Origin of the sequence: Pseudidiomarina planktonica, assembly GCF_900177775.1 — a bacterium.
Taxonomy (GTDB): domain Bacteria; phylum Pseudomonadota; class Gammaproteobacteria; order Enterobacterales; family Alteromonadaceae; genus Pseudidiomarina; species Pseudidiomarina planktonica.
The window spans coordinates 476,395-502,432 of sequence record NZ_FXWH01000001.1; the positions used below are offsets into that span (position 1 = coordinate 476,395).

Below are 26,038 nucleotides of genomic sequence, written 5' to 3' on the forward strand. Positions count from 1 at the left end.
GCTGAAACAAACTTAAGCTTGCTTTATCAACTACAGGAACAGTTATGTCTTCTGCTTCAGACCCCGGTATTTTGTATATTGTTCCCACCCCCATAGGTAATTTGGGTGACATTAGTGAACGTGCCTGTGCGGTATTGGCCGAAGTGCAGGTTATTGCTGCCGAAGATACCCGCCACAGCGGCAAGTTATTAAGTCATCTGGGCATTAAGAATGACTTGTTGGCACTGCACGAACACAACGAACGTGACCGCAGTGAAGCACTGATTAAGCGTTTGCAGGCGGGCGAGAGCATTGCCTTAATCTCCGATGCAGGTACACCGTTAATCAGCGATCCGGGCTATGTGCTGGTGGGGCAGTGTCGTCGCGCGGGCATCAAAGTTGTTGCCTTGCCGGGAGCTTGTGCCATTACCACGGCATTGTCAGCCAGTGGGTTGGCAACTGACCGGTTCTGTTTTGAGGGCTTTTTACCGGCCAAGCCACAGCAGCGCCGCAAGCGCTTGCAGGAATTACTGACTGAAACCCGCACGCTGGTGTTCTATGAGTCGCCGCACCGCATTGTGCATACCTTAGAAGCTCTGCACGAGGTGTTCGGTGAGCAGCGTGGCTGTGTGCTGGGGCGAGAACTCACTAAGCAATTCGAAACTTACTTAACTGGCACAGTTGCTGAGGTGTTGCAGCAGGTTACTGCTGACAGCAACCAACAGCGTGGAGAAATGGTGCTGATGCTGGCCGGCGCTGAGCCAGCTGCGCATACCGAACTGCCAACCGAAGCTTTGCACTGCCTGAAATTATTGAGCCAGGAGTTGCCGTTAAAGAAAGCTGCCGCCATAGTGGCTGAAGTGTATGGCTTGCGTAAGAACCAACTGTACGAATACGGACTGCAGGCAAAAAATGAATGATTGAGTCGGGCTGTACATGCGCGTAGAATGCCGCGCGGGAGTCAGCCAGACAATCGCTGCCTAATGGGAAACTGTTAGGGGGAGGAAAGTCCGGGCTCCATAGGGCAGGGTGCCAGGTAACGCCTGGGCGGCGCAAGCCGACGACTAGTGCAACAGAGAGCAAACCGCCGATGGCCTGCGCAAGCAGGATCAGGTAAGGGTGAAAGGGTGCGGTAAGAGCGCACCGCGCGGCTGGTAACAGTTCGTGGCACGGTAAACTCCACCCGGAGCAAGGTCAAATAGGGGTTCATTGGCGCGGCCCGCGTTGAACCCGGGTAGACTGCTTGAACGCTGAGGCGACTCAGTGGCTAGACGAATGATTGTCCACGACAGAACCCGGCTTATCGGCTGGCTCCCACCTTCTTCGTGTTACCCGGTAACGGTGTCGGTTTGCTGTTGAAGAAATTTCAGCAACTCGGCAAAGGGAACGGGCTTACTGAACAAGAAGCCTTGCAGGTAATTACACTGCAATTGCTTCAACAGTGCCACTTGTTCCTGATTTTCTACACCTTCGGCAATAATGTTCAGGTTTAATGTCTGAGCAATACGAATGAGCGCATCCAGCAAAGCGTTCTGTTGCTTATTGGCAGGTACTTCCAGCAGAAAACTCCGGTCTATCTTAATAAAGTCGACCGGATACCGGCGCAAGTAATTCAGCGATGAATAACCGGTACCGAAATCATCAATAGCAATTAAAACACCGGCGTTGCGCAGCTTTCTCAGATTCACCAACTGGCGTTCCTGATTTTTCATCAGCATAGATTCGGTAATCTCAATCATAAGTTTTGCAGGTGGCATTTGCTCTTCGGCTAATCTTGCTAACCAGAGGTCTGCGCTATCGGCCAGATTGAATTCGCGTGGTGATCTATTCATGGAAATAATCAAGTCAAATCCCGCTGCTTGCAGGCGTTGCCAGTCGCGACTCACCTGCGTGAGTACAAACTCTCCCAATACCCGAATAGCCCCGGTTTTTTCTGCCACCGGAATAAACTGGGTGGGCGGAATCGCACCGTGGCTAGGGTGCTGCCAGCGCAGCAGGGCTTCACACTTAGCCACTTTACCGGTGGCTGCATCAACTACCGGTTGGTAGAACACCTCGAATTCGTCGTTCTCAACGCCGGTAAGCATGTCGTGGTGCAAACTAATGTGTTGTTCGGCCGCATAGCGTAAGCTTTTATCAAAGAAGTACACGGTTTGACGACCAGCCGCTTTAGCAGCGTACATGGCCAGGTCAGCATGCTTGAGTAGTTCTGTTGATTGCATTCCGTCAATTGGGAACATAGCCACGCCAATACTGGCACTAATACTGAGTTCACTTTGCTGCAGGCGCAGTGAGGGCTGAATACTCGCAACAATCCGGTTAGCTTGTTGCTCAGCCTGCACCGCGTCTTCTAAATTCCGCAACACCACCACAAATTCGTCGCCACCCATACGCGCTACCAGATCTTCTGGTCGAATACTGGATTTAATGCGATTCGCTATATGCTGTAATAACTGGTCACCCACATCATGGCCGAGTGAGTCATTCACTTCTTTAAAGTGGTCTAAATCAATAAAGAGTATGGCGAACTTATAGTCATGCCTTAACGCGCTCTGAATTAAGCGCTCCAACTGAATAATGAAGTAATGGCGGTTGGGTAAATCAGTCAGGGGGTCAAACCGTGCCTGATGAGAAATAGTAGACAGTGCGGTACGCAGCCGTAACTGAGTAAACAGCAGCAACATGAGAATAGCGGTAATCATTAGCACTGCGGCGGTACCTATAATCATACGCGCCCAGTAGCCGCTGGTGTCTACCTGCCAGTCACCGCTGGCCGGATACGCTGCCAGCATCCAGTGGCCATCCGGAACGTTTACTTTTACGGCTAAAAAGTCTTGTTGCCAAACCGGTGCATGCCCGGCTATCAAATCACCCTGCATGCCCTCCCCGTTAACCCCGCGTAAGGCAAAATTGAAATCGCCTAGCTGCGGCTTAAACTCGGCTGAGCTAAGCAATGCGTCGGTATTAATGACTTCGGCAATGATGCCCCACAACGCCGCATCGGGTTCATTGCTGCGAAATACCGGCAGTCGGGCAATGAGCGCGGAACCGCCCTGCACCAGTTCAAGCGGGCCAGCTAATACGATATCGCGTGCTTCCACTGCGCGTTGCACGGTAGCTAGTTGCACAGGGGATGAACGGTAATCAAAGCCAATAGCATCTTCGTTACCTGCCAGCGGATACACATGTTGGACCACCAGATTAGGTGCTAGTGCTAAATGGCGAATTTGTAAGTCATCGCCCATGAGTTCGCGGGCAAGCCGGGTAAAGCGTTGCTGATCAATAGTCGGATTAATCATAATTTCGGCGCGCAGGCCGCGCATGGCAATCAGGTTGGCACTCAGTCGGCCTTCCAGCCGGGCGCGCAGAACGCCAAGTTCTTGTGCCGCTACGCGCTTGTTTATTTCTATTTCGCGGCCACGCTGGCTGTCCGCAACAAAAAATACGGCAGTTTGCAGCAGTACCGCAATGCTAATAACTACGGTTACTAAATAGCGCTTTCTTGATAGTCGAGATTGTATCAAGCCGCATGTCCTTAGTTATGTAGAAAAAACTGAAACGAATTCAACTTAATGCTTTGTCGATAGTCTAGGAAAGCAATGTGCTGGTCAAGACTTAAGCGGGGTTGTCGCGCGATTAGTTGATTTTTTTTACAAAAAGATGATCACGATTGTCTCCACAAAACTCCACAAAACTCAACACCTTGCTGATCAACGCCGTTTTATATGGGGTAAAGCCACTGCAAAGACTTGGTATTTTGCTTGACAGAAAGAAGAAATGACACCTAGACTGTCACGTTGTGGGGATTTGTGGATTTTTGTGGATCAAGTGGGGATCTCATGTTTCGTGGGGCAACATCAATAAGTCTGGACGAGAAAGGCCGACTTGCAATACCAGCTAGGTATCGCAAGAGCTTGGCGCTTGATTGCGAGGGCGAAATGGTGTGCACCATAGATATCAAGCAGCCTTGCTTGTTGCTGTACCCGCTGCCGCAGTGGCAGATTATTGAACAAAAGCTTACCACATTATCCAGTATGAACCCCGCCGAGCGTCGCTTACAGCGCTTGTTGCTCGGGCATGCAGAAGACTGCTCTATGGACAAGAACGGTCGTTTACTGATTGCTCCGACGCTACGCCAGCATGCCGATTTAAACAAAAAACTGATGCTCATTGGTCAGTTGAATAAGTTTGAAATCTGGTCAGAAGCTGCGTGGCAGGCACAAGTTGCTGAAGATATGGCGGCAGAACAACAAGACGTGGCCCTTAGTGACCGCTTACAAGACTTCTCATTATAATGAAAACAGCGCCACCGCAACACGTGTCGGTGCTCCTGCAAGAAGCCGTCGAGGCACTTGCGCTGAAACCGCACGGAACCTATCTTGACGCGACCTTTGGTCGAGGTGGACATGCGCGCGCAATTTTAGCAGAACTAAATACCCAAGGCCGCCTGTATGCGCTTGACCGCGACCCCACCGCGATTGAAGCGGCGTTACCGCTGGCGACCGATTCCCGCTTTACTATTGTTCACACTCCCTTCTCGCAACTAGCTCAGGTAATAAGTGACCACTCACTTTCCGAGCAGCTGGACGGTATTCTATTTGACCTTGGCGTGTCTTCCCCACAACTTGATGACGCCGAGCGTGGTTTTAGTTTTATGCGCGACGGACCGCTGGACATGCGTATGGACACCAGCAGTGGTATGACCGCAGCTGAGTTTGTTAATACGGCACCGGAAGCAGATATTGCGTTTGTATTGAAAGAATATGGTGAAGAGCGATTCGCCCGCAAAATCGCCCGCGCCATTGTTCACGATCGCGACGAGAAGCCATTTTTACGCACGCGCCAACTAGCTGAAATGATTGCGCGCGTTGTGCCCTTTAAAGACAAACACAAGCATCCGGCTACCCGGGCATTTCAGGGGATCCGTATTCATATCAATGGTGAATTGGACGAAATTGAACAAGCCCTGGAAGCGGCTCTGGCCGGTTTGAAAACCGGCGGACGCTTAGTTGTTATTAGCTTCCATAGCCTGGAAGACCGTTTGGTGAAACGTTTTATGCGCAAGCATAGTCAGGCCAAGTCGGTACCAGCAGGTATGCCAATTAAAGATGAAGAGCTCAATAAGTCCAAACAACTGAAGTTGTTAAGTCGCGCTGTGAAGCCGACTGATGGCGAAGTGAGTGCTAACCCACGTTCACGCAGTTCAGTGCTGCGAATTGCCGAGAGGGTGCGTTATGACGACAACTAAAGCCCCCTCAATGCTAGTTCTGTGGCGCGATGACGTGGTGCGTTTTCCGGCTGTTATTCTGGTGTTTATCGCTGTGGTAGCCAGTGCGCTGACTATTATTTACGTGGCTCACAGCCATCGCCAAATTACCATTGCCCGCGATGAACTCAGTTCAACCCGCGACCAGCTGGATATTGAGTGGCGGCATTTAACCATAGAGCAGAATGCCTTAACCGAGCATAGCCGGGTGGAACGTATTGCCATGCAGCAGTTGAACATGGTGCGGCCGGAACCTGAGCAGGAGGTGCTGGTGCCATGGCAATAAACAGAAATCGCAAGAATCAGCATCCAAACGCACTGCACTGGCGCTTCTACGTGGCTATGTTGGTGCTATTTTCCGTATTCGGCACCTTGCTGGCACGGGTAGCTTACATTCAGGTCGTAGCACCAGAGCGCCTGCAAATGGAAGGCGATCGGCGTTCACTGCGCTCGGCACAAACCGACGTGCAACGTGGCATGATTGTGGACCGCAACGGTCGTGAGTTAGCCGTGAGCGTACCGGTGCAAACGGTATGGGTAGATCCACAGCGCCTGCATCAACAGGGTGGTTTAGAGAATAAAGAGCGCTGGCTGGCGCTGGCGGAAGTGTTCCGCACCAACGTTGATGATTTACTGGCGCGGGTAGACGACCCCAGCAAGCGCTTTGTGTACCTGGAACGTAAAGTAACTCCGGCAGTTGCCGAGTACGTGCGGCAGCTAGATATTCCAGGTGTGTATTTAAAAACCGAGAGTCGGCGTTTTTACCCGGCCGGTGAAATTGCTGCCCATGTAGTGGGCGTAACAGATATCGACAGCCGCGGTATTGAAGGACTCGAGGCTGTTTATGATGAGGTTCTGACCGGTACTCCCGGTGAACGAGTTTATCGCAAGGACGCACAAGGGCGGGTTGTTGAGGAAATTCGCGCAGTTGCCGCGCAGCAACCACAACAATTAACGCTGAGCATAGACCAGCGTCTGCAATCACTTGCTTATGCCGAACTGAAAAAAGCCGTGCGCTATCACCAAGCTACTTCAGGTTCGGCGGTGATTATTGACGTGAAAACAGGTGAACTGTTAGCGATGGTCAACAGCCCGTCCTTTAACCCTAACAATCGTAACGATTTGCAACCACACCGGTTGCGGAATCGGGCGATTACCGATGCTTACGAACCAGGCTCCACGGTGAAACCGCTGGCAGTTATAACGGCACTGGATAACAACCATGTGCAAGCCTCAGATTCGGTAGATACAAGCCCCGGCTGGCTGCGAATTGGTGGTCGCCGGGTTAGCGATCCGCGCAACTACGGTAAGCTGAGCATTGCCGAGGTACTGCAACACTCCAGTAACGTTGGTGTTACCAAGCTGGCGCTTGGGGTAGGTATCGACAAGCTTATTCAAACCTACTTCGACGTAGGTTTTGGCAATGATACGGGCATTGGCATGCTCGGCGAGAGCTTTGGTGTGCTCACCAATCGCCGCCGTTGGTCCGATCTCGACATTGCTACTTTGTCGTACGGCTATGGCCTGCAGGTAACCACCTTACAGCTCGCGCAAATGTACAGCATTATCGGCAATGGCGGCGTTCGTCGCCCGCTAAGTATTCAGCGTCTGGAAGGCCCCGGCGCGGGTGAACAGGTAATCGACAGAGAAACGGCTCGGCAGGTGTTGCTGATGCTGGAAAACGTGGTGGAAGAAGGTACTGCTAAATCAGCGCAAGTGCCCGGTTACCGCGTTGCCGGCAAAACAGGAACATCGCGTAAAGCAGTGGTTGGTGGCTACGGTGATGACTATGTCACCCTGTTTGCCGGCATTGCGCCCGTAAGTGATCCGCGTATAGCTGTGGTAGTTACCGTGAATGAGCCGCAAGGCGATGATTATCACGGCGGTGATGTGGCAGCACCGGTATTTGCAGAAATTGTCGGAGATGCGATGCGCTTGCTGAACATTCCGCCAGATAATCTGTCTGATAAAGCCGTTCGTGTAGCCGGTTTAGCTGCAGTCGATGCCAAACCGACCGGCCGGCAGGGAGGGGCGAATGATTAAACTAACGCGTTTACTACCAAATTACCCATTGCTGTTACCTGATCTTGAAGTAACAGGTATGAAGCTGGACAGCCGTCAGGTTGCCAGCGGTGACTTATTTGTGGCCATTCCAGGCTATCAGAGCGACGGCCGTGACTATATTGACCAGGCCATAGCTGCCGGTGCCCGAGCGGTAATTGCTGAAGCTGACATGGCCGAAGTACGCAATCGCAATGGCGTGCCAATTATCGCGGTAACCGGGCTACGCAATCAGTTATCACTGTTAGCCGGGCGTTTCTTTGGACACCCCAGCAAGCAATTACGACTGATTGGTGTAACCGGCACCAACGGCAAAACCTCAGTAACTCATATTCTGGCGCAGTTGCTACAGCGCATTGGCGAAATCAGTGGCGTTATTGGTACTACCGGCAGCGGCATGATTGGGCGCCTGGTACCTGAGCAACACACCACTCCCGATGCCATTGCGGTGCAGCAACGGCTGGCGGCTTTGCGCGCCGAGGGTGCTACTGCGGTTGCCATGGAAGTCTCGTCTCATGCCCTGATTCAGGGGCGGGTGGATGCGTTGGAATTTGAGCTGGCCGCAATTACGAATATTAGCCGGGATCACCTTGATTATCATGGCACCATGGCGAACTACGAAGCGGCGAAGCTGCGCTTGTTCACCGATCTTGAACCCTGCCAAATGGTATTGAACGACGATGATGCGCTGTGTGCAGCCTGGTCTGAGCAATTACCGGCGGCCTGGCACTATGGTGTCACTCACGCCGAAGCCAACGGCGCCGCAAATGCGGGGCAAAATTCGTCAACCCGGCGTTTGCTGGCTACCGACATAGTGTTCGAAGACCATGGCACCCGTTTCACGGTGACTGATGCGGAAGCCAGCTATGAGGTTGAGTCGCCGCTACTAGGTCAATTTAACGTTTATAACGTGCTCACAGCCTTAACCAGCCTACGAGCGCTGGGTTATAACCTGGCGCATGCATGTGCTCAGGTTAAACACCTACAACCGGTTCCTGGCCGCATGGAGACCTTCTTTACCGACGGTGAACCATTAGCAGTGGTTGATTATGCGCATACCCCAGATGCCTTACAGCAGGTGCTCAGCGCCTTGCGCCGCCATTGCCGCGGCCAGCTGTGGTGTGTATTTGGCTGTGGTGGTGACCGTGACCGGGGTAAACGCCCACAAATGGGATCAGTTGCGGCCGAGTTGGCTGATCAGGTTGTGGTAACTGATGACAACCCACGCACTGAAGCGCCGGAGCACATAGTGCAGGATATTTTAACGGGTATTGCCAAACGCGAGAACGTGCAGGTGGTAATGGGGCGTGAACAAGCCGTACTTGAAACTCTGGCCCGGGCTGGCGCCGACGATGTGGTGCTGTTGGCAGGTAAAGGTCATGAAGATTATCAGGTGATAGGACAACAACGTCACCCATACCATGAACGTGAAGTGGTGGCTGCCTACATGCAACAGCACGGTGCCCAGGTGGCCGGAGGTAACACATGATTCGCGTTGACTTAGCCTGGATTGCAGCGGCCGTAGAAGGCCAACTGGTAGGTGAGAACCTGACCATTGAAGCTGTGTCTACCGATACCCGCAACTTACCTGCGGGTTCGCTGTTTATTGCACTGCAGGGGCCTAACTTCAATGCTCATGAGTTTGTTCCGCAGGCCATTGCCAAAGGTGCGGCAGCGGCAATTGTTGAACAACAGCAAGAGTGTGACTGCCCGCAAATAATTGTGAAAGACACCCGTTATGCACTGGGTTTGCTTGGTGCTGCGGTAAAACAGCAAGTTGCGCCGAAAACTATTGCCATAACCGGCAGCAGTGGCAAAACCACGGTAAAAGAAATGATGGCCGCTATTTTAGGCCGTCGTGGCAAGGTACTGGCTACCGCCGGCAATTTTAATAACGACATTGGCGTGCCACTAACCTTGTTACGACTGACGCAAGAGCATGATTATGCGGTGCTGGAACTGGGCGCCAATCATCGCGGTGAAATTGCCTATACCTCGGGTTTGGTGAAACCTAATGTAGCCATTATTAACAACGTGAGCCCGGCTCATGTTGAGGGCTTTGGCGACGTACACGGTATTGCTAAGGCGAAATCAGAAATTTTCCGCGGGTTGCAGGAAGGCGGGCTGGCTATTACGCCACAAGATTCAGAGTTTGCTGGTTGTTGGCAACGCGTGTTGGCCGATGTTCGTCATCAAACCTTTGGCAGTGGTGACGCGGCCGTGGTGCAGGCGCATAACATTGTTTTAGATAATGCTGGCTGCGCAACCTTTGAAATTAGCTTGCCAAGTAAGGCCGGTAGCAGTGATCGCCAGAACGCGAAAATTCACGTGCCAATACCGGGCCAGCATAATGTTCACAACGCCCTGGTGGCGGCCGCGGCATGCCTTGAACTTGGCTGCACGTTAGCCGATGTTGCTGCCGGGCTGCAACATTTAGAAGCGGTTCCCGGGCGTTTGCAAAGTCACGATATTGCCACCGACGTGCGTCTGATTGACGACACCTATAACGCCAACGTGGGTTCAACCAAAGCGGCTTTGGATTTGCTGGCCAGCTATTCGGGCTACCGCATTATGGTACTTGGCGACATGGGTGAGCTTGGTGAAGATGCCCGTGCCTACCATGAAGAAATTGGTGCCTACGGCATCAAGGTAGGCATTGATAATCTGTTTACCCTGGGTGTACTGAGCCAAAGCGCCAGTGACGTGTTTAATGGTCACGGCGGGCGCCATTTCGGCAGCCTGGATTTGTTGGTAAGTCATATTTTGAATTTGATTGAGAGTGAGCGTCGTCCGGTCACTATTTTAGTGAAAGGGTCGCGCAGCGCGCACATGGAACGGGTGGTACTAGCATTGCGCCAACGTGCCGATGAGATAGGTGAAAGTGAGGGACAACAAGCATGTTAGTCTGGTTGGCTGAATATTTGCTGCAATACGAGACCGCATTCAATGTGTTCTCCTACCTGACTTTGCGCGCCATTCTGGCGGTATTAACCGCACTGCTAATTTCGCTGTGGTTCGGACCGCGGTTAATTCGCTTTTTACAGCGCTTACAAATTGGTCAAACCGTGCGTGACGACGGCCCGCAATCCCATTTAAGCAAAAGCGGCACACCGACTATGGGTGGGTTGCTCATTCTTGCTTCTATTGTGGTGTCCAGCCTGCTTTGGGCTGACTTAAGCAACCGTTACGTGTGGGTGGTATTAGGCGTAGTTACCGGCTTTGGTTTGGTTGGCTTTATCGACGACTATCGCAAAGTCGTGCAGAAAAATAGCCGCGGCTTACCGGCTCGCTGGAAGTATTTCTGGCAGTCCGTTATTGCCACTACGGCCGCCGTGTATTTATACGGTAGTGCCACCGTAGGGCCGGAAACGCAGTTGCTGGTGCCTTTCTTTAAAGACTTAATGCCGCAATTAGGCCTTATGTATGTGGTGCTTGCTTACTTTGTCATTGTCGGAACCAGCAACGCGGTGAACTTAACCGACGGGCTGGACGGCCTGGCCATTATGCCAACCATTATGGTGGCATCGGCGCTGGCCATTTTCGCGTATGCCTCGGGCAACGTGAATTTTGCCAGCTACTTGAACATTCCGTACTTACCGCTAACAGCGGAGCTAACCGTGGTGTGCACGGCTATTGCCGGAGCAGGGCTTGGGTTTCTTTGGTTTAACACCTATCCGGCGCAAGTATTTATGGGCGACGTAGGTTCGCTGGCGCTCGGCGCGGCACTGGGCATTTTGGCCGTATTGGTTCGCCAGGAACTGGTGTTATTCATTATGGGTGGCGTGTTTGTAATGGAAACCATGTCGGTGATGTTGCAGGTAGGTTCCTACAAATTACGCGGCAAACGAATTTTCCGGATGGCTCCCATTCACCATCATTACGAATTAAAAGGATGGCCTGAACCGCGCGTTATCGTGCGTTTCTGGATTTTGTCACTGGTGTTTGTGCTGATTGGTCTGGCAACGCTGAAACTGCGCTAGAGCATAGGCATAAAACGTACTTGAACTGAGGACACAAAGTGGTTATTCGTTCAGCAATGAAGCAGTTGCAAGAATATAAAGAAGTTGCGGTTATTGGCTTAGGCCAAACCGGGCTTTCTTGCGTGCGCTTTTTGCTGAATCAGGATGTGCGTCCGGAAGTTTTTGACAGTCATGACCAACCCAAGGGTTTGGCTGAGTTACACAAACTAGACAAAGATCTGTTGGTTCATACTGGGCCATTCGAAATTGAACATTTGCTCGCCATGGACTTGCTCATTATTAGTCCGGGTGTAGACCGCGAACAGTTACCCCTGCAGATTGCTGCTGATGCCGGTATTCCCATTATTGGTGATATTGAATTATTTGCCTGGCAGGTAACCCGTCCGGTGATTGCTATTACTGGTTCGAATGGCAAGTCTACCGTCACCAAACTTTGTGGTGACCTGATTGCCAGCACCGGTAAACGCGTGGCTGTGGGCGGTAACATCGGTGTGCCGGTACTGGATTTAGTGAATCAGGACGTGGATTGCTACGTGCTTGAGCTATCTAGTTTCCAACTAGAAAGCACGTCGTCGCTGGCGCCGGTTGCGGCAACTATTTTGAATGTGAGTGCCGACCATCTGGATCGCTATTTAGACTTGCATGCCTACGTAGACGCCAAACAGCGTATTTATCGTCACGCTGAACATTTAGTGGTGAACCGCGACGATTCGCTAACCCAGCCTACGCAACGGTTGCGCGACAGTAACATTCTTAGTTTTGGGGAAAGTGCTCACGACCAGGATTACGCCATTAAAGGGCGCGGCGATAAGCTGGCCATAACCCGTGCTAATAAAACGGTGGTGAAGGCTTCCGAGCTGCAATTGCAGGGCGTGCATAATCTCACTAACGTTCAGGCGGCGTTGGCATTGCTGGAAGCCATTCACATTACGCCTCAGGAAGTACTGCCGGCGTTGCGTGAATTTGTTGGCTTACCACATCGCTGCGAATTAATTTTAGAACACAATGGCGTGCGCTGGATTAACGATTCGAAAGCCACCAATGTGGGTGCGGCACAAGCCGCCATTCAGGGCTTACGCGGCACTACCGCCGGGCAGTTGGTGTTGCTCGCTGGCGGCGATGGCAAAGGCGCCGATTTCCGCAGTTTCAGCGACGCCCTGCAGCAAGTCGATACGCTGATTACTTTTGGTCGCGATGGTGACCGTATTGCTGATTTACGGCCCGACAGCATTCGCGTGAAAACTCTGGAAGAAGCTGTGGCCAGTGCGGCCAAGGCTGCTGGCAAACAAGGTACGGTGTTGTTGTCGCCAGCTTGCGCCAGTTTTGACATGTTTAACAATTTTGAACACCGCGGGCACATGTTCCGCCAGGCTGTGGAGGCGCATTATGCCAAACTCGCGTCCTGAACAGCAGCTTGAACTAACCATGCCAGCCGCGGCTTCGCCGTGGCGACAGTTGTCTCAGTGGCTTTGGCCGCAGGGCGAACTGGTACTTTATGATCGGGTATTAGTGGTGCTGACTCTGGCGTTAATGGCCATTGGTCTGGTTATGGTTAGCTCGGCGTCCTTCCCGGTGGCTGATCGCCTGACCGGGCAGCCGTTCTATTTCATTTTCCGCCATGCGGCCTATTTGCTCTTAACTATGGCCGTGATTGCGGTAGCGGTGCAAATCCCTATGCAGTTCTGGCAGGACCGCAGTGCCATGCTACTTCTGGGTGCAATTGCGCTGCTAGTGGCGGTACTGCTGATTGGCCACACGGTAAATGGTGCTAAGCGTTGGATTAAAGTGGGCCCAATTACCATTCAGGCGGCAGAAATTGCCAAGCTGTGCTTCTTTACCTACATGGCCAGCTATCTGGTGCGCCGCTACGAAGAAGTGCGCGAGAACTTAAAAGGCTTTATTAAGCCATTGGCGGTGTTGTTTACCATGGCGGCGCTGTTACTGGCAGAGCCTGACTTGGGCACCGTGGTAGTGATGTCGGCCACTGTTATTGGCATGCTGTTTTTGGCTGGTGCCCGCTTGTGGCAGTTCTTTGCAGTGTTGCTAACCTGCACCGCTTCAACCGTATTACTGATTGTGCTGGAACAATATCGGATGCGCCGCATCTTATCCTTCTGGGACCCCTGGCAGGATCCGTTCGGCAGCGGTTATCAGCTCACGCAATCGTTAATGGCGTTTGGCCGCGGCAACATCGACGGTCAGGGCTTAGGAAATAGTATTCAGAAGTTACAGTATCTGCCTGAAGCTCATACCGACTTTATTATGGCGGTAATGGCCGAAGAGCTTGGCTTTATTGGTATTGCCTTCGTGCTGGCATTGTTCCTGTGCCTGGTAGTGCGAACTATGCTGCTGGGTCGTCGCGCCCTGGCTGACAATAAACCATTCAGTGGTTTTCTGGCTTACGGCATCGCCATTTGGTTCAGTTTTCAGGCCATGGTGAACGTGGGCGCTGCCGCCGGCTTGTTACCAACTAAGGGGTTAACCCTGCCCTTAATTAGTTATGGCGGTACCAGTTTACTGGTCAGTGGCGTGGCCATTGCCATGTTGCTGCGCATTGATTACGAACTGCGGCTGGCGCATTTAAAAGTTACTCCGTCACGGAGGCGCTCCGCATGAAACAAATTATTATAGCGGCCGCCGGTACTGGCGGGCATGTTTTTCCGGCGCTGGCTGTGGCAGAACAATTGCGCACGCTAGGCTGGCAGGTGCAATGGTTGGGTACTACCGAGCAACGTCTGGAAGCACGGGTGGTTCCGGCGGCAAACTTTACCTTGCATCAGTTGTCGGTGCAGGGGCTGCGTGGGCACGGTGTGGTGCGCAAGCTGCTAGCGCCAGTGCGGTTACTTGGCGCGGTTTGGCAAAGCATGAAGCTGCTGCGCGCGCAGCAAACGCAGGTGGTGCTCACCTTTGGCGGTTATGTGTCAGGCCCTGCGGGTGTGGCCGCGCGGTTACTGGGTATACCTTTGCTGGTACACGAACAAAATGCGGTGCCGGGTTTAACCACGCGACTGTTAAGCCGCTTTGCGCAACAAGTGATGTTGGGTTTTGGCAGTGCTAAAGACTATTTGCCGAACGCCATAGTCACCGGTAATCCGCTGCGCACTGGCGTACTGGCTGCGCAGGGTAAATATCATGGCGACCAGGCGGCGACCTCGGCTCAACGCTTACGCATTCTGGTGGTTGGTGGCAGTTTAGGCGCACGCGCCTTGAATGACATAGTGCCGGTGGCATTGCAAACACTGCAGTTAAGTCAGGCACTGGATATTGTGCATCAATGTGGCAAAGGAAACCGCGACACAGTGACCGCAGCTTACGCAAGCGGAAAGGACAATCAGGTTGAGGTTATTGAGTTTATTGACACTATGGAACATGCCTATGCTCAGGCTGATTTGGTCATTTGCCGTGCCGGTGCGCTAACCGTGGCGGAAATAGCGGCCGTCGGCGTGCCTGCGCTGTTTGTGCCTTTGCCACATGCGGTTGATGACCATCAAACGGCTAACGCACAGGAATTAGTGACGGCAGGTGCCGCCCGGCTTATTCCGCAGGCGCAACTGGAGCTGGGTTTAGTAAAAGAATTGCAAGCATTGTTGCAGCAGCCAGAGCAGCTGCGCACTATGGCGCAGGCCGCGCAGCAAGCGGCCTGGGTAGATGCGACAGATAATGTCGTGACCCAGTGCGAGCGCTGGATAAAAAATCCGGCAACAACCGAATCGACCAAGAGTAAGCAGTCATGACAAGTAAATTAAACCAGCCATTTACAGTATTGGCAGTGCCGGAAATGAGGCGGGTAAAACGCATTCATTTTGTTGGCATTGGTGGTGCCGGTATGGGTGGTATAGCCGAAGTTTTGCTCAACCAGGGCTATGAAATATCCGGTTCCGACATTGCCGAGAACGCGAATACCCAGCGTTTACGCAGCCTTGGCGCGCATGTATTCATTGGCCACAACCGTGACCATGTGGCTAGCGCCAGTGTGGTGGTGGTATCTACCGCTATTAACCCGAGTAATCCGGAGCTATTGGCTGCAGCTGAACTGCGGGTACCTGTGGTACGCCGTGCTGAAATGCTGGCAGAGCTTATGCGCTTTCGCCACGGCGTGGCCGTAGCCGGAACGCACGGTAAAACCACCACTACTTCGCTGGTAGCGAGTATTTTTGCACAGGCGGAATTGGATCCAACTTTTGTTATTGGTGGCTTGCTGAACAGCGCCGGCAGTAATGCCCGGTTAGGCAGCAGCAAATATTTGATTGCTGAAGCGGATGAAAGTGATGCGTCCTTCCTGCATTTGCAGCCCATGGTAGCCATTGTTACCAATATTGAAGCCGATCACATGGACACTTACGACGGTGACTTCAGTCGGCTGGAAGACACCTACATAGAGTTCCTGCACAACCTGCCGTTTTATGGTTTAGCGGTAATGTGTATTGATGATGCTGTGGTGACTGAATTGCTGCCGAGAATTGGTCGCCAAACCCTTACCTATGGATTTAGTGACGAAGCGGACGTACGCGCTACTGACTATAACCAGCAAGGCGGACAAAGCCACTTCACGGTGTTACGTGATGGCCATGAGCCATTACAAGTAGTGTTGAATCTACCGGGTCGGCATAACGTGTTGAACGCCTTGGCCGCAGTAGCTGTAGCAACCGACGAAGGAATTGACGACGATGCCATTCAACAGGCATTGAATAGCTTTGCCGGCATCGGTCGACGGTTTCAACATTATGGTGAATTCGAGCTTAGCACTAGCGCCGGTAGCGGCAATGTGATGTTGGTAGACGACTATGGGCATCACCCGTCAGAAGTCGCAGCCACTATTGCGGCGGCGCGGCAGGGTTGGCCAGATCGGCGCTTAGTAATGGCGTTTCAGCCGCACCGCTACAGTCGTACGCGAGATTTATACGAAGATTTTGCCAGCGTGTTGTCACAGGTTGATGTGCTGTTGCTACTGGAAGTATATAGCGCTGGTGAAACCCCGATTAGTGGTGCCGACAGTAAATCACTGTGTCGAACTATTCGCCTGCGCGGACAGCTTGATCCTGTGTATGTGGCGCACCCCGATGAGCTATCTGAAGTCTTGGCTGACATTGTTGCACCGGGTGACTTAGTGCTTACTCAGGGCGCCGGCAATATTGGTGCGCTGGCGCGGCAACTAGCAGATTGTAAGTTGCAACCTAAACAATTGGCACAAGCGGGAGAAATCTCATGAGTCAGTTTGGCAAAGTTGCAGTATTAATGGGCGGCCGCTCAGCTGAGCGCCAAATTTCATTGAAATCAGGCATGGCGGTATTGAAGGCGCTAGCGGGTGCAGGTATTGATGCGCACGCGTTTGACCCCTTTTCCCAGCCGTTGAATGATTTACTGGATGGCCACTTTGATCGCGTGTTTATTGCGATGCACGGGCGCGGTGGTGAAGACGGTCAGGTGCAAGGCGCGCTGGAGTTATTGGATCTTCCGTATACCGGCAGTGGCGTACTCGGTTGTGCTTTGGCAATGGACAAAGCTCGCACCAAGCAAATCTGGCAGGGTGTAGGTTTGCCAACTGCCAGCAGTCGCATTATTACGAGCGGCCAGGAATTTGATGCCGAGGCGGTACTGGCTGAGTTAGGCGGCAAAGTGATGGTGAAACCGGCGCACGAAGGCTCCAGTATCGGCATGTCGTCGGCCAGCAGCGCTGCGCATTTGAAAGCCGCCGTAGCAACGGCAGGTATGTTTGACACTCAAGTATTAATTGAACGCTGGTTAAATGGACCTGAATACACGGTCGCAATTTTACAGGATCAGGCATTACCAGCTATTCGCCTGAAAACCAGCCATGAGTTTTATGACTACGAGGCGAAATATCAGTCTACGGACACCGAGTATTTGTGTCCGGCCGGGTTGTCTGCAGCCGACGAAAGTGCCCTGCAAGAGCTTGCCGTGGCGGCTTTTAAAGCGCTTGACGGCCGCAACTGGGGTCGCATTGACGTGATGTGTGACGATAACGGCGACATGTTTTTACTGGAAGCCAACATGGTTCCGGGTATGACTGAAAAGAGTCTGGTGCCTATGGCTGCCAAGCAGCATGGTTTGAGTTTTACTGACCTGGTGCTGCGCATTTTAGCGCAGACCGAGGCATAAGGTGTATGCAGAGCCGCTGGCAGCTATGGGGCGGCGTCACCTTTCTGGCCCTGGTGCTGATAATTACCAGTGGCGGCAGTTGGTGGCTGCAGCAGCAACTGATGGACGCCAACCAAATGCCGTTGCGTCGATTGTTGGTGCAGGGCGAGTTACAACAAGTGGCGGCAACCGAAGTGCAGCAAGCGTTGCGCTCGCAGCCACTGGGAAGTTTTTTTTCGGCTGACGTAGATGAATTACGGCAGCGGGTTGAAGCACTGGCCTGGGTAGACCGAGCCTCAGTGCGCAAGGAGTGGCCTGATTTATTGCGGGTGTACGTGGTGGAGCAACAACCTATCGCGTATTGGAACGACAACCTGTTGATGAACGAGCGCGGTGAATTGTTTAGCGCCGATGTAGAAGGGTTAGCGGCGGGAATACCCTATTTGTACGGGCCGCCGGATGCAGCAACGGAGACGCTGTCAACCTATCAGCGCTTAAGTGCACTGTTAGAGCTAAATGGGTTTGTGGTACGGGCATTACGATTAAGTGAACGCTTTGCCGCCGAGTTAGTGCTTGAGGGCGGCACGGAAATCCGGCTTGGCCGGGAAGCAAGATTACAGCGGATACAACGCTTTATTGATTTGTATCCGGCGATAGAAAAGCAACAACAGGGCGCAATCGACTACGTTGATTTGCGCTATGACACAGGCGTCGCCGTACGATGGCGTGAACCTGAGCAAACACAACAGGATGAGAGTTGAGCGGAATGTCAAAATCAGCTGAGCGCAACATGATTGTCGGACTCGACATTGGTACCACCAAGGTCACCGCGTTAATCGGTGAAGTTTTACCTGACGGTGAAATTAGTGTGGTCGGGGTGGGTGCAACCGCCTCTCGGGGTATGGACAAGGGCGGAGTGAACGACCTCAACCTGGTGGTGCAGTCGGTGCAGCGCGCGGTGGAAGAAGCCGAGTTAATGGCGGACTGCCGCATCGCTACTGTGTACCTGAATATTTCTGGCCGGCACATTGCCTGCCAGAACGAAAATGGCATGGTGCCCATTAATGAAGCGGAAGTAACGCAGGACGACGTTGATAGCGTTATTCATGCTGCTAAGTCGGTACCTATTGCACAGGAACGCCGAATTCTGCACGTGTTACCACAAGAGTTTGTGATTGATTCGCAGGAAAGCATTAAAAGCCCAATCGGCATGTCGGGCGTGCGCATGGAATCCAAGGTACACATTATTACCTGTGCCAACGACATGGCGAAGAATATTGTGAAGGCAGTAGAACGCTGCGGTTTAACGGTCGACAAGCTGATTTTCTCGGCACTGGCGTCCAGTATTTCGATTCTGACCGAAGATGAGAAAGACCTGGGTGTGGCCCTGGTTGATATGGGCGGCGGCACTATTGATATCTGCATTTACTCTGGCGGTGTGTTGCGCCATACCGCGGTGATTCCGGCGGCAGGTAACCAGGTTACTAGTGATATTGCCAAGATCTTCCGCACGCCATTGAATCATGCGGAACAAATTAAAACACAGTACGCCTGTGCGTTACGTCAATTAGTGAGCATGGAAGACACTATTGAAGTGCCTTCGGTAGGTGGCCGGCCGTCACGAGTGATGGCGCGTCATATTCTGGCGGAAGTAGTAGAACCGCGTTATCAGGAGCTGTTCGAACTAGTGCGCGACGAAATTAAACAAAGCGGACTGGACGAGCAAATTGCGGCCGGCGTAGTGCTAACCGGTGGCTGCGGCAAAATGGAAGGCGCCGTTGAGTTTGCCGAAGAGATTTTTCAAATGCCGGTTCGCTTAGGCGAACCCCTGGGTATGAAAGGGTTAACTGATTACGTTAAAGACCCTGGCTATGCCACGGCAGTAGGGCTGCTGCGCTACGGGCAGCAAGATTTAATGAATGAACAGAAAGAGCGTTCCAATAACGATGTTATCGGTTTATGGAAGCGTATTCACGGTTGGTTTAAAGGCGAATTTTAGCTTTCTGTCGGAACGCGTTAAAAGCGCTAACTTACGGTTATATAAAAGTTTTAGTTTTAAATCTGGGGTAGTACAATAAGCAAGTACAGGAGAGTGACTATGTTTGAACTCATGGATAATTTTGAAAATGACGCGGTGATAAAAGTCATCGGCGTTGGTGGTGCCGGCGGCAATGCCGTTAAGCACATGGTAAAAGAATCGATTGAAGGTGTGCAGTTTATTGCTGCCAACACCGATGCTCAGTCGTTACGTGAGCACGGTGCGCATGTAACTATTCAACTGGGCAACGACATGACCAAAGGGCTTGGCGCTGGCGCTAATCCTGAAATTGGTCGGCAGGCAGCGGAAGAAACCCGCGACGAAATAAAGAAAAACCTGCAAGGTGCAGACATGATCTTTATTGCTGCGGGTATGGGTGGCGGTACTGGTACCGGCGCTGCGCCTGTGGTGGCTGAAATTGCCCGTGAGCTTGGCATTTTGACGGTGGCGGTAGTAACTAAACCGTTCCCGTTTGAAGGCAAGAAGCGCATGGCAGTGGCTGAAGAAGGTATTAGCCAACTGGCTCGTTCTGTTGACTCTCTCATCACCATCCCGAACGAAAAACTATTAAAAGTGATGGGCAAGGGCACCAGTTTGCTGGAAGCCTTTGGCGCCGCAAACAACGTTCTGCTTGGTGCAGTTCAGGGTATTGCCGAGCTAATTACCCGTCCGGGCTTAATTAACGTCGACTTTGCCGACGTGCGTGCAGTTATGCGTGAAATGGGTACGGCCATGATGGGTACTGGCGTGGCCAGTGGCGAAGACCGTGCTCAGGAAGCTGCGGAAATGGCCATTAACAGCCCGTTACTGGAAGACATCGACTTGTCTGGCGCCCGTGGCGTACTGGTTAACGTAACTGCTGGTATGGACATGAGCATTGACGAGTTCGAAACCGTCGGTAACACCGTGAAGGCGTTCGCGTCCGATAATGCCACTGTGATTGTGGGAACTGTTATTGATCCGGATATGTCTGACGAATTACGGGTAACTGTGGTTGCGACCGGTATTGGTGCAGAGCGTAAGCCTGACATTAGCTTGGTGAACAACAATCATCAGGCCCCGGCAAAACGTGAGAATCACTACGCTAACCTGGATCGCTCAGCCGCCGCACCGCGTTTGGATGAAGAACCAGAAACCAGTGAAGCACAACCGGAAAAGGCATCTAAACCTGCGGCTAAAAACAAGCCAAGCCAGGACATGGATTACCTTGATATCCCGGCGTTTTTACGCAAGCAAGTCGATTGATAAGCAATTGAATAACTTGTAATTCGGCGTAAAAAAGTGTAAAGTGCGCGACCTTTTTGTGTAAAAAGTGAACGAGATTTAGCTTTGCTGCGTATATTCACAGGCTTAAGCTGGTAATCAGGAAAGAAAATGATTAGACAACGTACAATAAAACAAGCGATTGCAACCACAGGTGTTGGTTTGCATAAAGGTAACAAGGTGCATTTGACCTTGCGCCCTGCGCCGGCCAATACAGGGCTGGTGTTTCGTCGCGTCGACCTGAGTCCTGCGGTAGATATTCCTGCCAATGCGGATTTAGTGCGCGATACGCGTATGTGTACCTGTCTGATTAATGCCGACAACGTTCGTGTTTCGACAGTTGAACACTTGCTTGCAGCTATCGCCGGCGTTGGTATCGACAACCTGATTATTGAAGTGGATTCACACGAAATTCCAATTATGGACGGTAGTGCGCATCCATTCGTTTACTTGTTACAAAGTGCTGGTATTGAAGAACAGACCGCCGCGAAGAAATTCATTCGCATAAAGCAGCCGGTTCGGGTTGAAGAAGATGACAAATGGGCGGAACTACTACCCCACGATGGCTTCCGTATTGATTTTGCCATCGACTTCGATCACCCGGCTATTGCTGATACCGAACAGGTTGTCAGCATGGATTTTAGCAGTCAGAAGTTCATCAAAAACATCAGTCGTGCACGTACCTTTGGTTTCATGCGCGATATCGAATCACTGCGGGCTAATAACCTGGCCTTAGGTGGTAGTTTCGATAACGCCGTGGTACTTGATGAGTTCCGAATTTTAAATAGCGATGGCTTGCGTTACGACGACGAGTTCGTAAAACACAAGATTCTTGATGCGGTGGGCGATTTGTACATGGGTGGTTACGCCATCTTAGGCCACTTACGCGCATTTAAGTCAGGCCATGCATTAAACAACCAGTTGCTGCGTGCGGTATTAGCACACCAGGAAAGCTGGGAGTTTGTAACCTTTGAAGATGCTCAGGCGGCATCACCTATCGCTTTTTTGAACCCATCTTTGGCATAACGCCTAGTCTTTAGTTGCCGCAGCGAAAGTTGCGGCTAACTGTAGCAACTGCGATCGCAGCGGCTCCTCACACATCTCAGCTTGTGCCCGTAAGGTTTCTGCACTGTTTGCTTTTGGTGCTGGCGCCGATGCTTTTTCAGGCGCAGCCGATTCCTTTGTAGGCCTGTTAGAATCTGGCTTTGATTCGATTTTGACAGGATTTTGTGTCGGCTTAAAAGCTTCTGGATTGACCTTTATTTGCACGCTGGTTACGCTAGCCGTCGCATCCTGATTAAAATGGGTTATAATGCGGCTTTGCTGAAGTTTTAACCGGGTTGCCCAGGCAGCAGAACTAACTTCTATAACTAAACAGCTGTCGCGCAGATTAAGTACCCGGCAATAATTAAGCTGTGATTCGTTCAGACAACGTGCAAGAACCTGTTGCCAGCGACGGTAACGCTCGGTAAAGTCATGGAATTGACGCAACGAGCGACGCGTAAGCAACGATTGTAATGCTTTCGGGCGTTGACGAATCATGACAGTAAGTACCAATAACGAGAGATAGCATGAGTTTATCAGTGTTCTATCGCGGCACCAAAATCAAATTTGGTGTGCGCCTCAGCCGACGACGGTTGCTTTCCCTGTGTAGTCTGGTGGCTCTGGTGGCTTTGGCCTATACCAAGCCATGGCAGTATCAGGGGGTTGACCCTCAATTCGCGCAACAGCGAATTAGTCAGGAACAAAAGCAAGTAGCTCTGCAGCAGCAGGCATTGGCCGAGCTGAAACAAGATACCTCCAAAAAACTAACTGCAATGACCATGTATTTGGGCGAAATGCGTGCGCAAATGCGTCGCTTAGACTCGCTCGGTCAGCGGTTAGCCCAAGTTGCTGAAGTCGACAACGGTGAGTTTTCGTTTACCGAAGACATTCCAATCGGCGGGCCCGAATTGATGGTTACCGAAATGCCTGTTAGCGACGGCCGCGAAGTGATGCAGCAAATTGATGACATGCTGGTAAAACTCCAGGATAAACAAAAACAGTTATCGCTGCTTGAATCTGTGATGATGAATCACAATATAAGTAATGATAGTTTCATTGCCGGTCGGCCAATTACCTCGGGCTGGATGTCGTCACAGTACGGTATTCGCAAAGACCCATTTAATGGCACCCCGGCAATGCACAAAGGGTTAGATTTTGCCAGTTACGATGCTGACGTGAAAGTTATCGCAACCGGCGCTGGCGTTGTAACTTGGGCAGGTGACCGCTACGGCTATGGCCAACTGGTTGAGATTGACCATGGTGCTGGGTTATCAACCCGTTACGGGCATAACGATCAAATCGTAGTGAAAGTTGGCGATGTGGTTACTCGGGGGCAAGAAATTGCACTGATGGGAAGTACCGGTCGGTCTACCGGCCCACACGTTCATTACGAAGTATTACGTAATGGTCGTCAAATTGACCCCTATAAATTTGTCTACCGCAAAGTGGAAGATGCCAGGTAGTCAATTCATAGTTAACACCTCTGTCGTTGAATTTTAATTGCCGCTGCACAAGACAGCGGCTTAACAGGATGTCATATTCATATGTTTGGTAGTATTTTTCGAAAAGCTTTTGGTAGCCGCAACGATCGAATTCTAAAAAAGTTAGGAAAATCGGTTCAGGAAATTAATGCTCTCGAACCTGAATTTGAAGCCTTAAGCGACACTCAACTAAAAGAAAAAACCACAGAATTCCGTAAACGTCTGCATGAAGGTGCCGAGTTAAACTCCTTGCTGGTAGAAGCTTTCGCCACAGTGCGCGAAGCTAGTAAGCGTGTGTTTGGCATGCGTCATTTCGACGTGCAGCTGGTTGGCGGCATGATTTTGAACGACAACCGTATTGCTGAAATGCGCACCGGTGAAGGTAAAACGCTTACCGCCACCTTGTCGGCCTACTTGAATGCTTTATCCGGCGACGGTGTTCACGTTGTTACCGTGAACGACTATTTGGCTCGTCGTGACGCCGAGTGGAACAGCCCGCTGTTTGAATTCTTAGGTATGAGTGTTTCCTTTAATATTCCGGGCATGCCACCAAACGAGAAAAAAGCTGCATATCAGGCTGATATTACCTACGGCACCAACAACGAATTTGGCTTTGATTACTTACGCGACAACATGGCATTTAGCCCGCAAGATCGCGTTCAGCGCAAACTGAATTACGCCATTGTGGATGAAGTCGACTCCATTCTTATTGATGAAGCTCGTACCCCGCTAATTATCTCTGGTGCAGCTGAAGACAGCTCTGAAATGTACAAGCAGATGAATGAAATTGTACCGCTGCTGAGCCGTCAGGAAGAAGAAGACACAGAAGAAAAACGTGGCGAAGGTGACTTCACTATTGATGAAAAAGCCCGTCAGTTGCATTTGACCGAGCACGGTCAGGAACACATTGAAGAAATTCTGAAAGAGCGTGGCATATTAGGTGCCGAAGAATCATTGTATTCCGCTGCCAATATCCTGTTATTGCACCACGTGAATGCCGCCTTGCGCGCGCACCACTTGTTCAGTAAAGACGTAGACTACATTGTGAAAGACGACCAAATCGTGATTGTTGATGAACACACGGGTCGTACCATGGAAGGTCGCCGCTGGTCGGAAGGCCTACATCAGGCCATGGAAGCCAAAGAAGGCGTGAAAATTCAGAATGAAAACCAAACGCTGGCTTCAATAACTTTCCAGAACTATTTCCGCTTGTACAACAAGCTGGCCGGTATGACAGGTACAGCCGACACCGAAGCATTCGAGTTTCAGAGCATTTATGGTTTGGAAACTGTGGTTATACCAACCAACAAGCCAATGATTCGTGACGACCGCGCTGACTTGATCTTCCTTACTGCCGAAGAAAAGTACGAAGCTATTGTGGAAGATATTGAGCAATGCCGTAAGGAAGAGCGCCCGGTACTGGTGGGTACTATTTCCATTGAAACGTCAGAAGTTCTGTCTACCTTACTGAAGAAAAAGAAAATTCCTCACAGCGTATTGAATGCCAAGTTCCACGCTCAGGAAGCCGATATTGTGGCTCAGGCGGGTCGTTCAGGTGCGGTTACTATAGCTACCAACATGGCTGGTCGTGGTACCGATATCGTGCTCGGTGGTAACTGGCAGTCCGAGATCGAGAAATTAGAGAATCCGGACAACGACAAAATTGAAGCCATTAAGAAAGATTGGCGAGAGCGCCACGATGCGGTCATTAAGGCCGGCGGCTTACACATTATAGGTACCGAACGCCACGAGTCGCGTCGTATCGACAATCAGTTACGAGGCCGTTCTGGTCGTCAGGGTGACCCGGGTTCATCACGTTTTTACTTGTCGTTAGACGACAGCTTAATGCGCATTTTCGCGTCCGACCGTATGGGCGCCATGATGAAACGTTTAGGCATGAAGCGCGGCGAAGCTATTGAGCATCCGTGGGTTACCAAAGCCATTGAAAATGCCCAACGTAAAGTTGAAGGTCGTAACTTTGATGTGCGTAAACAGCTACTTGAATACGATGATGTGGCGAACGACCAACGTAAAGTGGTATACGAACAGCGCAACGAATTGCTGGACGAAGGTGATATTGCGGAAACCATCGAAGTTATTCGTAAAGACGTAATGGATAGTGTGATTAGCGAATATATTCCGCCAGGTTCACTGGAAGAAATGTGGAGCGTTGACGGCCTGGAAGAACGTTTGCGCGCCGATTTCGCCATGGACTTGCCAGTGCAGAAATGGCTGGATGAAGACGACAGCATGCATGAAGAAACCTTGCGCGAGCGCATTCAGGACGAACTGGCGAAAGCCTACCAGGCGAAAGAAGAGCAGGTTGGCGAATCTGTGCTGCGTCAGTTTGAAAAGGCTATCATGCTGCAGAGTCTGGATTCTCATTGGAAAGAACACCTGGCTGCTATGGATCATTTGCGTCAGGGTATTCATTTACGCGGTTACGCGCAGAAGAATCCGAAGCAAGAATATAAGCGGGAAGCTTTCGAGCTGTTTGCAGATATGCTGGAAGCCCTGAAAGTAGACGTTATTACTGTGCTTAGCAAAGTGCGCGTGCGGGCAGAAGAAGATGTTGAAGCGGTTGAAGCACAACGCCGTAAAGCGGAAGCCAGCAAGCGTGAGTATCAGCATGAAGAGGCCGGTGCTCAGGCGGCCGCAGAAGAGCAACAGCGTATGCCTCAGGGCGCACCGCAAGCCGCTCAGCAAGAACCACAGCAAGAACAGCGTGACGGCCCGAAAGTAGGGCGCAATGAACCTTGTCCTTGTGGTTCCGGCAAGAAATACAAACATTGCCACGGTAAGCTGTAAAGCTAACTGTGTCCGAGGG

General features: G+C 51.6%; 21 protein-coding genes and 1 other RNA gene. 20 read left to right on the forward strand and 2 right to left on the reverse strand.

From position 1 onward, the window contains the following. The first annotated feature begins 44 nt into the window (after positions 1-44). Together rsmI and rnpB are read left to right on the forward strand one after the other, a co-directional pair. Complete coding sequence (gene rsmI, locus CCE91_RS02235) at positions 45-899, forward strand: 16S rRNA (cytidine(1402)-2'-O)-methyltransferase (RefSeq protein WP_086433630.1); 855 nt, start codon at positions 45-47, stop codon at positions 897-899. Between the two features lie 37 nt (positions 900-936). Next, positions 937-1,298, forward strand: an RNA gene (gene rnpB, locus CCE91_RS02240) — RNase P RNA component class A. A 9-nt stretch (positions 1,299-1,307) separates the two neighbouring features. Here the strand turns inward: rnpB and CCE91_RS02245 are convergent. Continuing rightward, entirely contained in the window at positions 1,308-3,503 is a 2,196-nt protein-coding gene (locus CCE91_RS02245) for a putative bifunctional diguanylate cyclase/phosphodiesterase (RefSeq protein ID WP_086433631.1), read from the reverse strand. 315 nt (positions 3,504-3,818) lie between these two features. Between CCE91_RS02245 and mraZ the strand changes: the two genes are divergently transcribed. The 16 genes from mraZ (at position 3,819) to lpxC (ending at position 21,712) form a co-directional block, all read left to right on the forward strand. Further along, on the forward strand, positions 3,819-4,274 hold the full coding sequence (mraZ, locus tag CCE91_RS02250; protein ID WP_086433632.1) for a division/cell wall cluster transcriptional repressor MraZ: 456 nt from the start codon (positions 3,819-3,821) through the stop codon (positions 4,272-4,274). Beyond that, positions 4,274-5,227, forward strand: coding sequence for a 16S rRNA (cytosine(1402)-N(4))-methyltransferase RsmH (gene rsmH / locus CCE91_RS02255; protein WP_086433633.1), 954 nt, complete (start codon positions 4,274-4,276; stop codon positions 5,225-5,227). Before mraZ ends, rsmH begins: the two co-directional genes overlap by 1 nt. Further along, on the forward strand, positions 5,214-5,531 hold the full coding sequence (gene ftsL / locus CCE91_RS02260) for a cell division protein FtsL (RefSeq protein ID WP_086433634.1): 318 nt from the start codon (positions 5,214-5,216) through the stop codon (positions 5,529-5,531). Before rsmH ends, ftsL begins: the two co-directional genes overlap by 14 nt. Further along, complete coding sequence (locus tag CCE91_RS02265; RefSeq protein WP_086433635.1) at positions 5,522-7,288, forward strand: peptidoglycan D,D-transpeptidase FtsI family protein; 1,767 nt, start codon at positions 5,522-5,524, stop codon at positions 7,286-7,288. The genes ftsL and CCE91_RS02265 overlap by 10 nt, the downstream gene beginning before the upstream one ends. Further along, complete coding sequence (gene murE / locus CCE91_RS02270) at positions 7,281-8,795, forward strand: UDP-N-acetylmuramoyl-L-alanyl-D-glutamate--2,6-diaminopimelate ligase (protein WP_086433636.1); 1,515 nt, start codon at positions 7,281-7,283, stop codon at positions 8,793-8,795. Before CCE91_RS02265 ends, murE begins: the two co-directional genes overlap by 8 nt. Further along, a complete protein-coding gene (locus CCE91_RS02275; RefSeq protein ID WP_086433637.1) occupies positions 8,792-10,210 on the forward strand; it encodes a UDP-N-acetylmuramoyl-tripeptide--D-alanyl-D-alanine ligase in 1,419 nt (472 codons plus the stop codon). The genes murE and CCE91_RS02275 overlap by 4 nt, the downstream gene beginning before the upstream one ends. Then, positions 10,204-11,286, forward strand: a complete 1,083-nt coding sequence (mraY, locus tag CCE91_RS02280; RefSeq protein ID WP_086433638.1) for a phospho-N-acetylmuramoyl-pentapeptide-transferase — start codon at positions 10,204-10,206, stop codon at positions 11,284-11,286. Before CCE91_RS02275 ends, mraY begins: the two co-directional genes overlap by 7 nt. A gap of 38 nt (positions 11,287-11,324) precedes the next feature. Then, positions 11,325-12,692 carry a UDP-N-acetylmuramoyl-L-alanine--D-glutamate ligase gene (gene murD, locus CCE91_RS02285; RefSeq protein WP_234996239.1) on the forward strand — a complete coding sequence of 456 codons (1,368 nt, stop codon included), beginning with the start codon at positions 11,325-11,327 and terminating at the stop codon, positions 12,690-12,692. Further along, entirely contained in the window at positions 12,673-13,902 is a 1,230-nt protein-coding gene (gene ftsW, locus CCE91_RS02290) for a cell division protein FtsW (RefSeq protein WP_086433639.1), read from the forward strand. Before murD ends, ftsW begins: the two co-directional genes overlap by 20 nt. Beyond that, entirely contained in the window at positions 13,899-15,020 is a 1,122-nt protein-coding gene (gene murG / locus CCE91_RS02295; RefSeq protein ID WP_086433640.1) for an undecaprenyldiphospho-muramoylpentapeptide beta-N-acetylglucosaminyltransferase, read from the forward strand. The genes ftsW and murG overlap by 4 nt, the downstream gene beginning before the upstream one ends. After that, positions 15,017-16,495 carry a UDP-N-acetylmuramate--L-alanine ligase gene (gene murC / locus CCE91_RS02300; RefSeq protein WP_086433641.1) on the forward strand — a complete coding sequence of 493 codons (1,479 nt, stop codon included), beginning with the start codon at positions 15,017-15,019 and terminating at the stop codon, positions 16,493-16,495. The genes murG and murC overlap by 4 nt, the downstream gene beginning before the upstream one ends. After that, entirely contained in the window at positions 16,492-17,406 is a 915-nt protein-coding gene (locus tag CCE91_RS02305; RefSeq protein ID WP_086433642.1) for a D-alanine--D-alanine ligase, read from the forward strand. The genes murC and CCE91_RS02305 overlap by 4 nt, the downstream gene beginning before the upstream one ends. 5 nt (positions 17,407-17,411) lie before the next feature. Beyond that, a complete protein-coding gene (locus CCE91_RS02310) occupies positions 17,412-18,146 on the forward strand; it encodes a cell division protein FtsQ/DivIB (RefSeq protein ID WP_086433643.1) in 735 nt (244 codons plus the stop codon). A gap of 5 nt (positions 18,147-18,151) precedes the next feature. Beyond that, positions 18,152-19,384 (forward strand): cell division protein FtsA, encoded by a 1,233-nt coding sequence (ftsA, locus tag CCE91_RS02315; RefSeq protein ID WP_086433644.1) that lies wholly within the window; start codon positions 18,152-18,154, stop codon positions 19,382-19,384. Between the two features lie 99 nt (positions 19,385-19,483). Further along, complete coding sequence (ftsZ, locus tag CCE91_RS02320; protein ID WP_086433645.1) at positions 19,484-20,668, forward strand: cell division protein FtsZ; 1,185 nt, start codon at positions 19,484-19,486, stop codon at positions 20,666-20,668. Positions 20,669-20,797: 129 nt separating this feature from the next. Next, a complete protein-coding gene (lpxC, locus tag CCE91_RS02325; protein WP_086433646.1) occupies positions 20,798-21,712 on the forward strand; it encodes a UDP-3-O-acyl-N-acetylglucosamine deacetylase in 915 nt (304 codons plus the stop codon). 3 nt (positions 21,713-21,715) lie between these two features. Here the strand turns inward: lpxC and CCE91_RS02330 are convergent, their stop codons facing one another. Next, positions 21,716-22,228, reverse strand: a complete 513-nt coding sequence (locus CCE91_RS02330; protein ID WP_086433647.1) for a DUF721 domain-containing protein — start codon at positions 22,226-22,228, stop codon at positions 21,716-21,718. A 29-nt stretch (positions 22,229-22,257) separates the two neighbouring features. On the opposite strand from CCE91_RS02330, the gene CCE91_RS02335 reads away from it, so the two are divergent. Next, positions 22,258-23,193, forward strand: coding sequence for a M23 family metallopeptidase (locus tag CCE91_RS02335; RefSeq protein ID WP_086433648.1), 936 nt, complete (start codon positions 22,258-22,260; stop codon positions 23,191-23,193). An 81-nt stretch (positions 23,194-23,274) separates the two neighbouring features. After that, on the forward strand, positions 23,275-26,019 hold the full coding sequence (gene secA / locus CCE91_RS02340; RefSeq protein ID WP_086433649.1) for a preprotein translocase subunit SecA: 2,745 nt from the start codon (positions 23,275-23,277) through the stop codon (positions 26,017-26,019). Positions 26,020-26,038: the final 19 nt, after the last annotated feature.

Excerpts from the sequence above, each read along its gene's own strand:
- rsmI (WP_086433630.1), top strand. The coding sequence starts at position 45 with ATGTCTTCTGCTTCAGACCCCGGTATTTTGTATATTGTTCCCACCCCC.
- mraZ (WP_086433632.1), top strand. The coding sequence starts at position 3,819 with ATGTTTCGTGGGGCAACATCAATAAGTCTGGACGAGAAAGGCCGACTT.
- rsmH (WP_086433633.1), top strand. The coding sequence starts at position 4,274 with ATGAAAACAGCGCCACCGCAACACGTGTCGGTGCTCCTGCAAGAAGCC.
- ftsL (WP_086433634.1), top strand. The coding sequence starts at position 5,214 with ATGACGACAACTAAAGCCCCCTCAATGCTAGTTCTGTGGCGCGATGAC.
- CCE91_RS02265 (WP_086433635.1), top strand. The coding sequence starts at position 5,522 with ATGGCAATAAACAGAAATCGCAAGAATCAGCATCCAAACGCACTGCAC.
- murE (WP_086433636.1), top strand. The coding sequence starts at position 7,281 with ATGATTAAACTAACGCGTTTACTACCAAATTACCCATTGCTGTTACCT.
- CCE91_RS02275 (WP_086433637.1), top strand. The coding sequence starts at position 8,792 with ATGATTCGCGTTGACTTAGCCTGGATTGCAGCGGCCGTAGAAGGCCAA.
- mraY (WP_086433638.1), top strand. The coding sequence starts at position 10,204 with ATGTTAGTCTGGTTGGCTGAATATTTGCTGCAATACGAGACCGCATTC.
- ftsW (WP_086433639.1), top strand. The coding sequence starts at position 12,673 with ATGCCAAACTCGCGTCCTGAACAGCAGCTTGAACTAACCATGCCAGCC.
- murG (WP_086433640.1), top strand. The coding sequence starts at position 13,899 with ATGAAACAAATTATTATAGCGGCCGCCGGTACTGGCGGGCATGTTTTT.
- murC (WP_086433641.1), top strand. The coding sequence starts at position 15,017 with ATGACAAGTAAATTAAACCAGCCATTTACAGTATTGGCAGTGCCGGAA.
- CCE91_RS02305 (WP_086433642.1), top strand. The coding sequence starts at position 16,492 with ATGAGTCAGTTTGGCAAAGTTGCAGTATTAATGGGCGGCCGCTCAGCT.
- CCE91_RS02310 (WP_086433643.1), top strand. The coding sequence starts at position 17,412 with ATGCAGAGCCGCTGGCAGCTATGGGGCGGCGTCACCTTTCTGGCCCTG.
- ftsA (WP_086433644.1), top strand. The coding sequence starts at position 18,152 with ATGTCAAAATCAGCTGAGCGCAACATGATTGTCGGACTCGACATTGGT.
- ftsZ (WP_086433645.1), top strand. The coding sequence starts at position 19,484 with ATGTTTGAACTCATGGATAATTTTGAAAATGACGCGGTGATAAAAGTC.
- lpxC (WP_086433646.1), top strand. The coding sequence starts at position 20,798 with ATGATTAGACAACGTACAATAAAACAAGCGATTGCAACCACAGGTGTT.
- CCE91_RS02330 (WP_086433647.1), bottom strand. The coding sequence starts at position 22,228 with ATGATTCGTCAACGCCCGAAAGCATTACAATCGTTGCTTACGCGTCGC.
- CCE91_RS02335 (WP_086433648.1), top strand. The coding sequence starts at position 22,258 with ATGAGTTTATCAGTGTTCTATCGCGGCACCAAAATCAAATTTGGTGTG.
- secA (WP_086433649.1), top strand. The coding sequence starts at position 23,275 with ATGTTTGGTAGTATTTTTCGAAAAGCTTTTGGTAGCCGCAACGATCGA.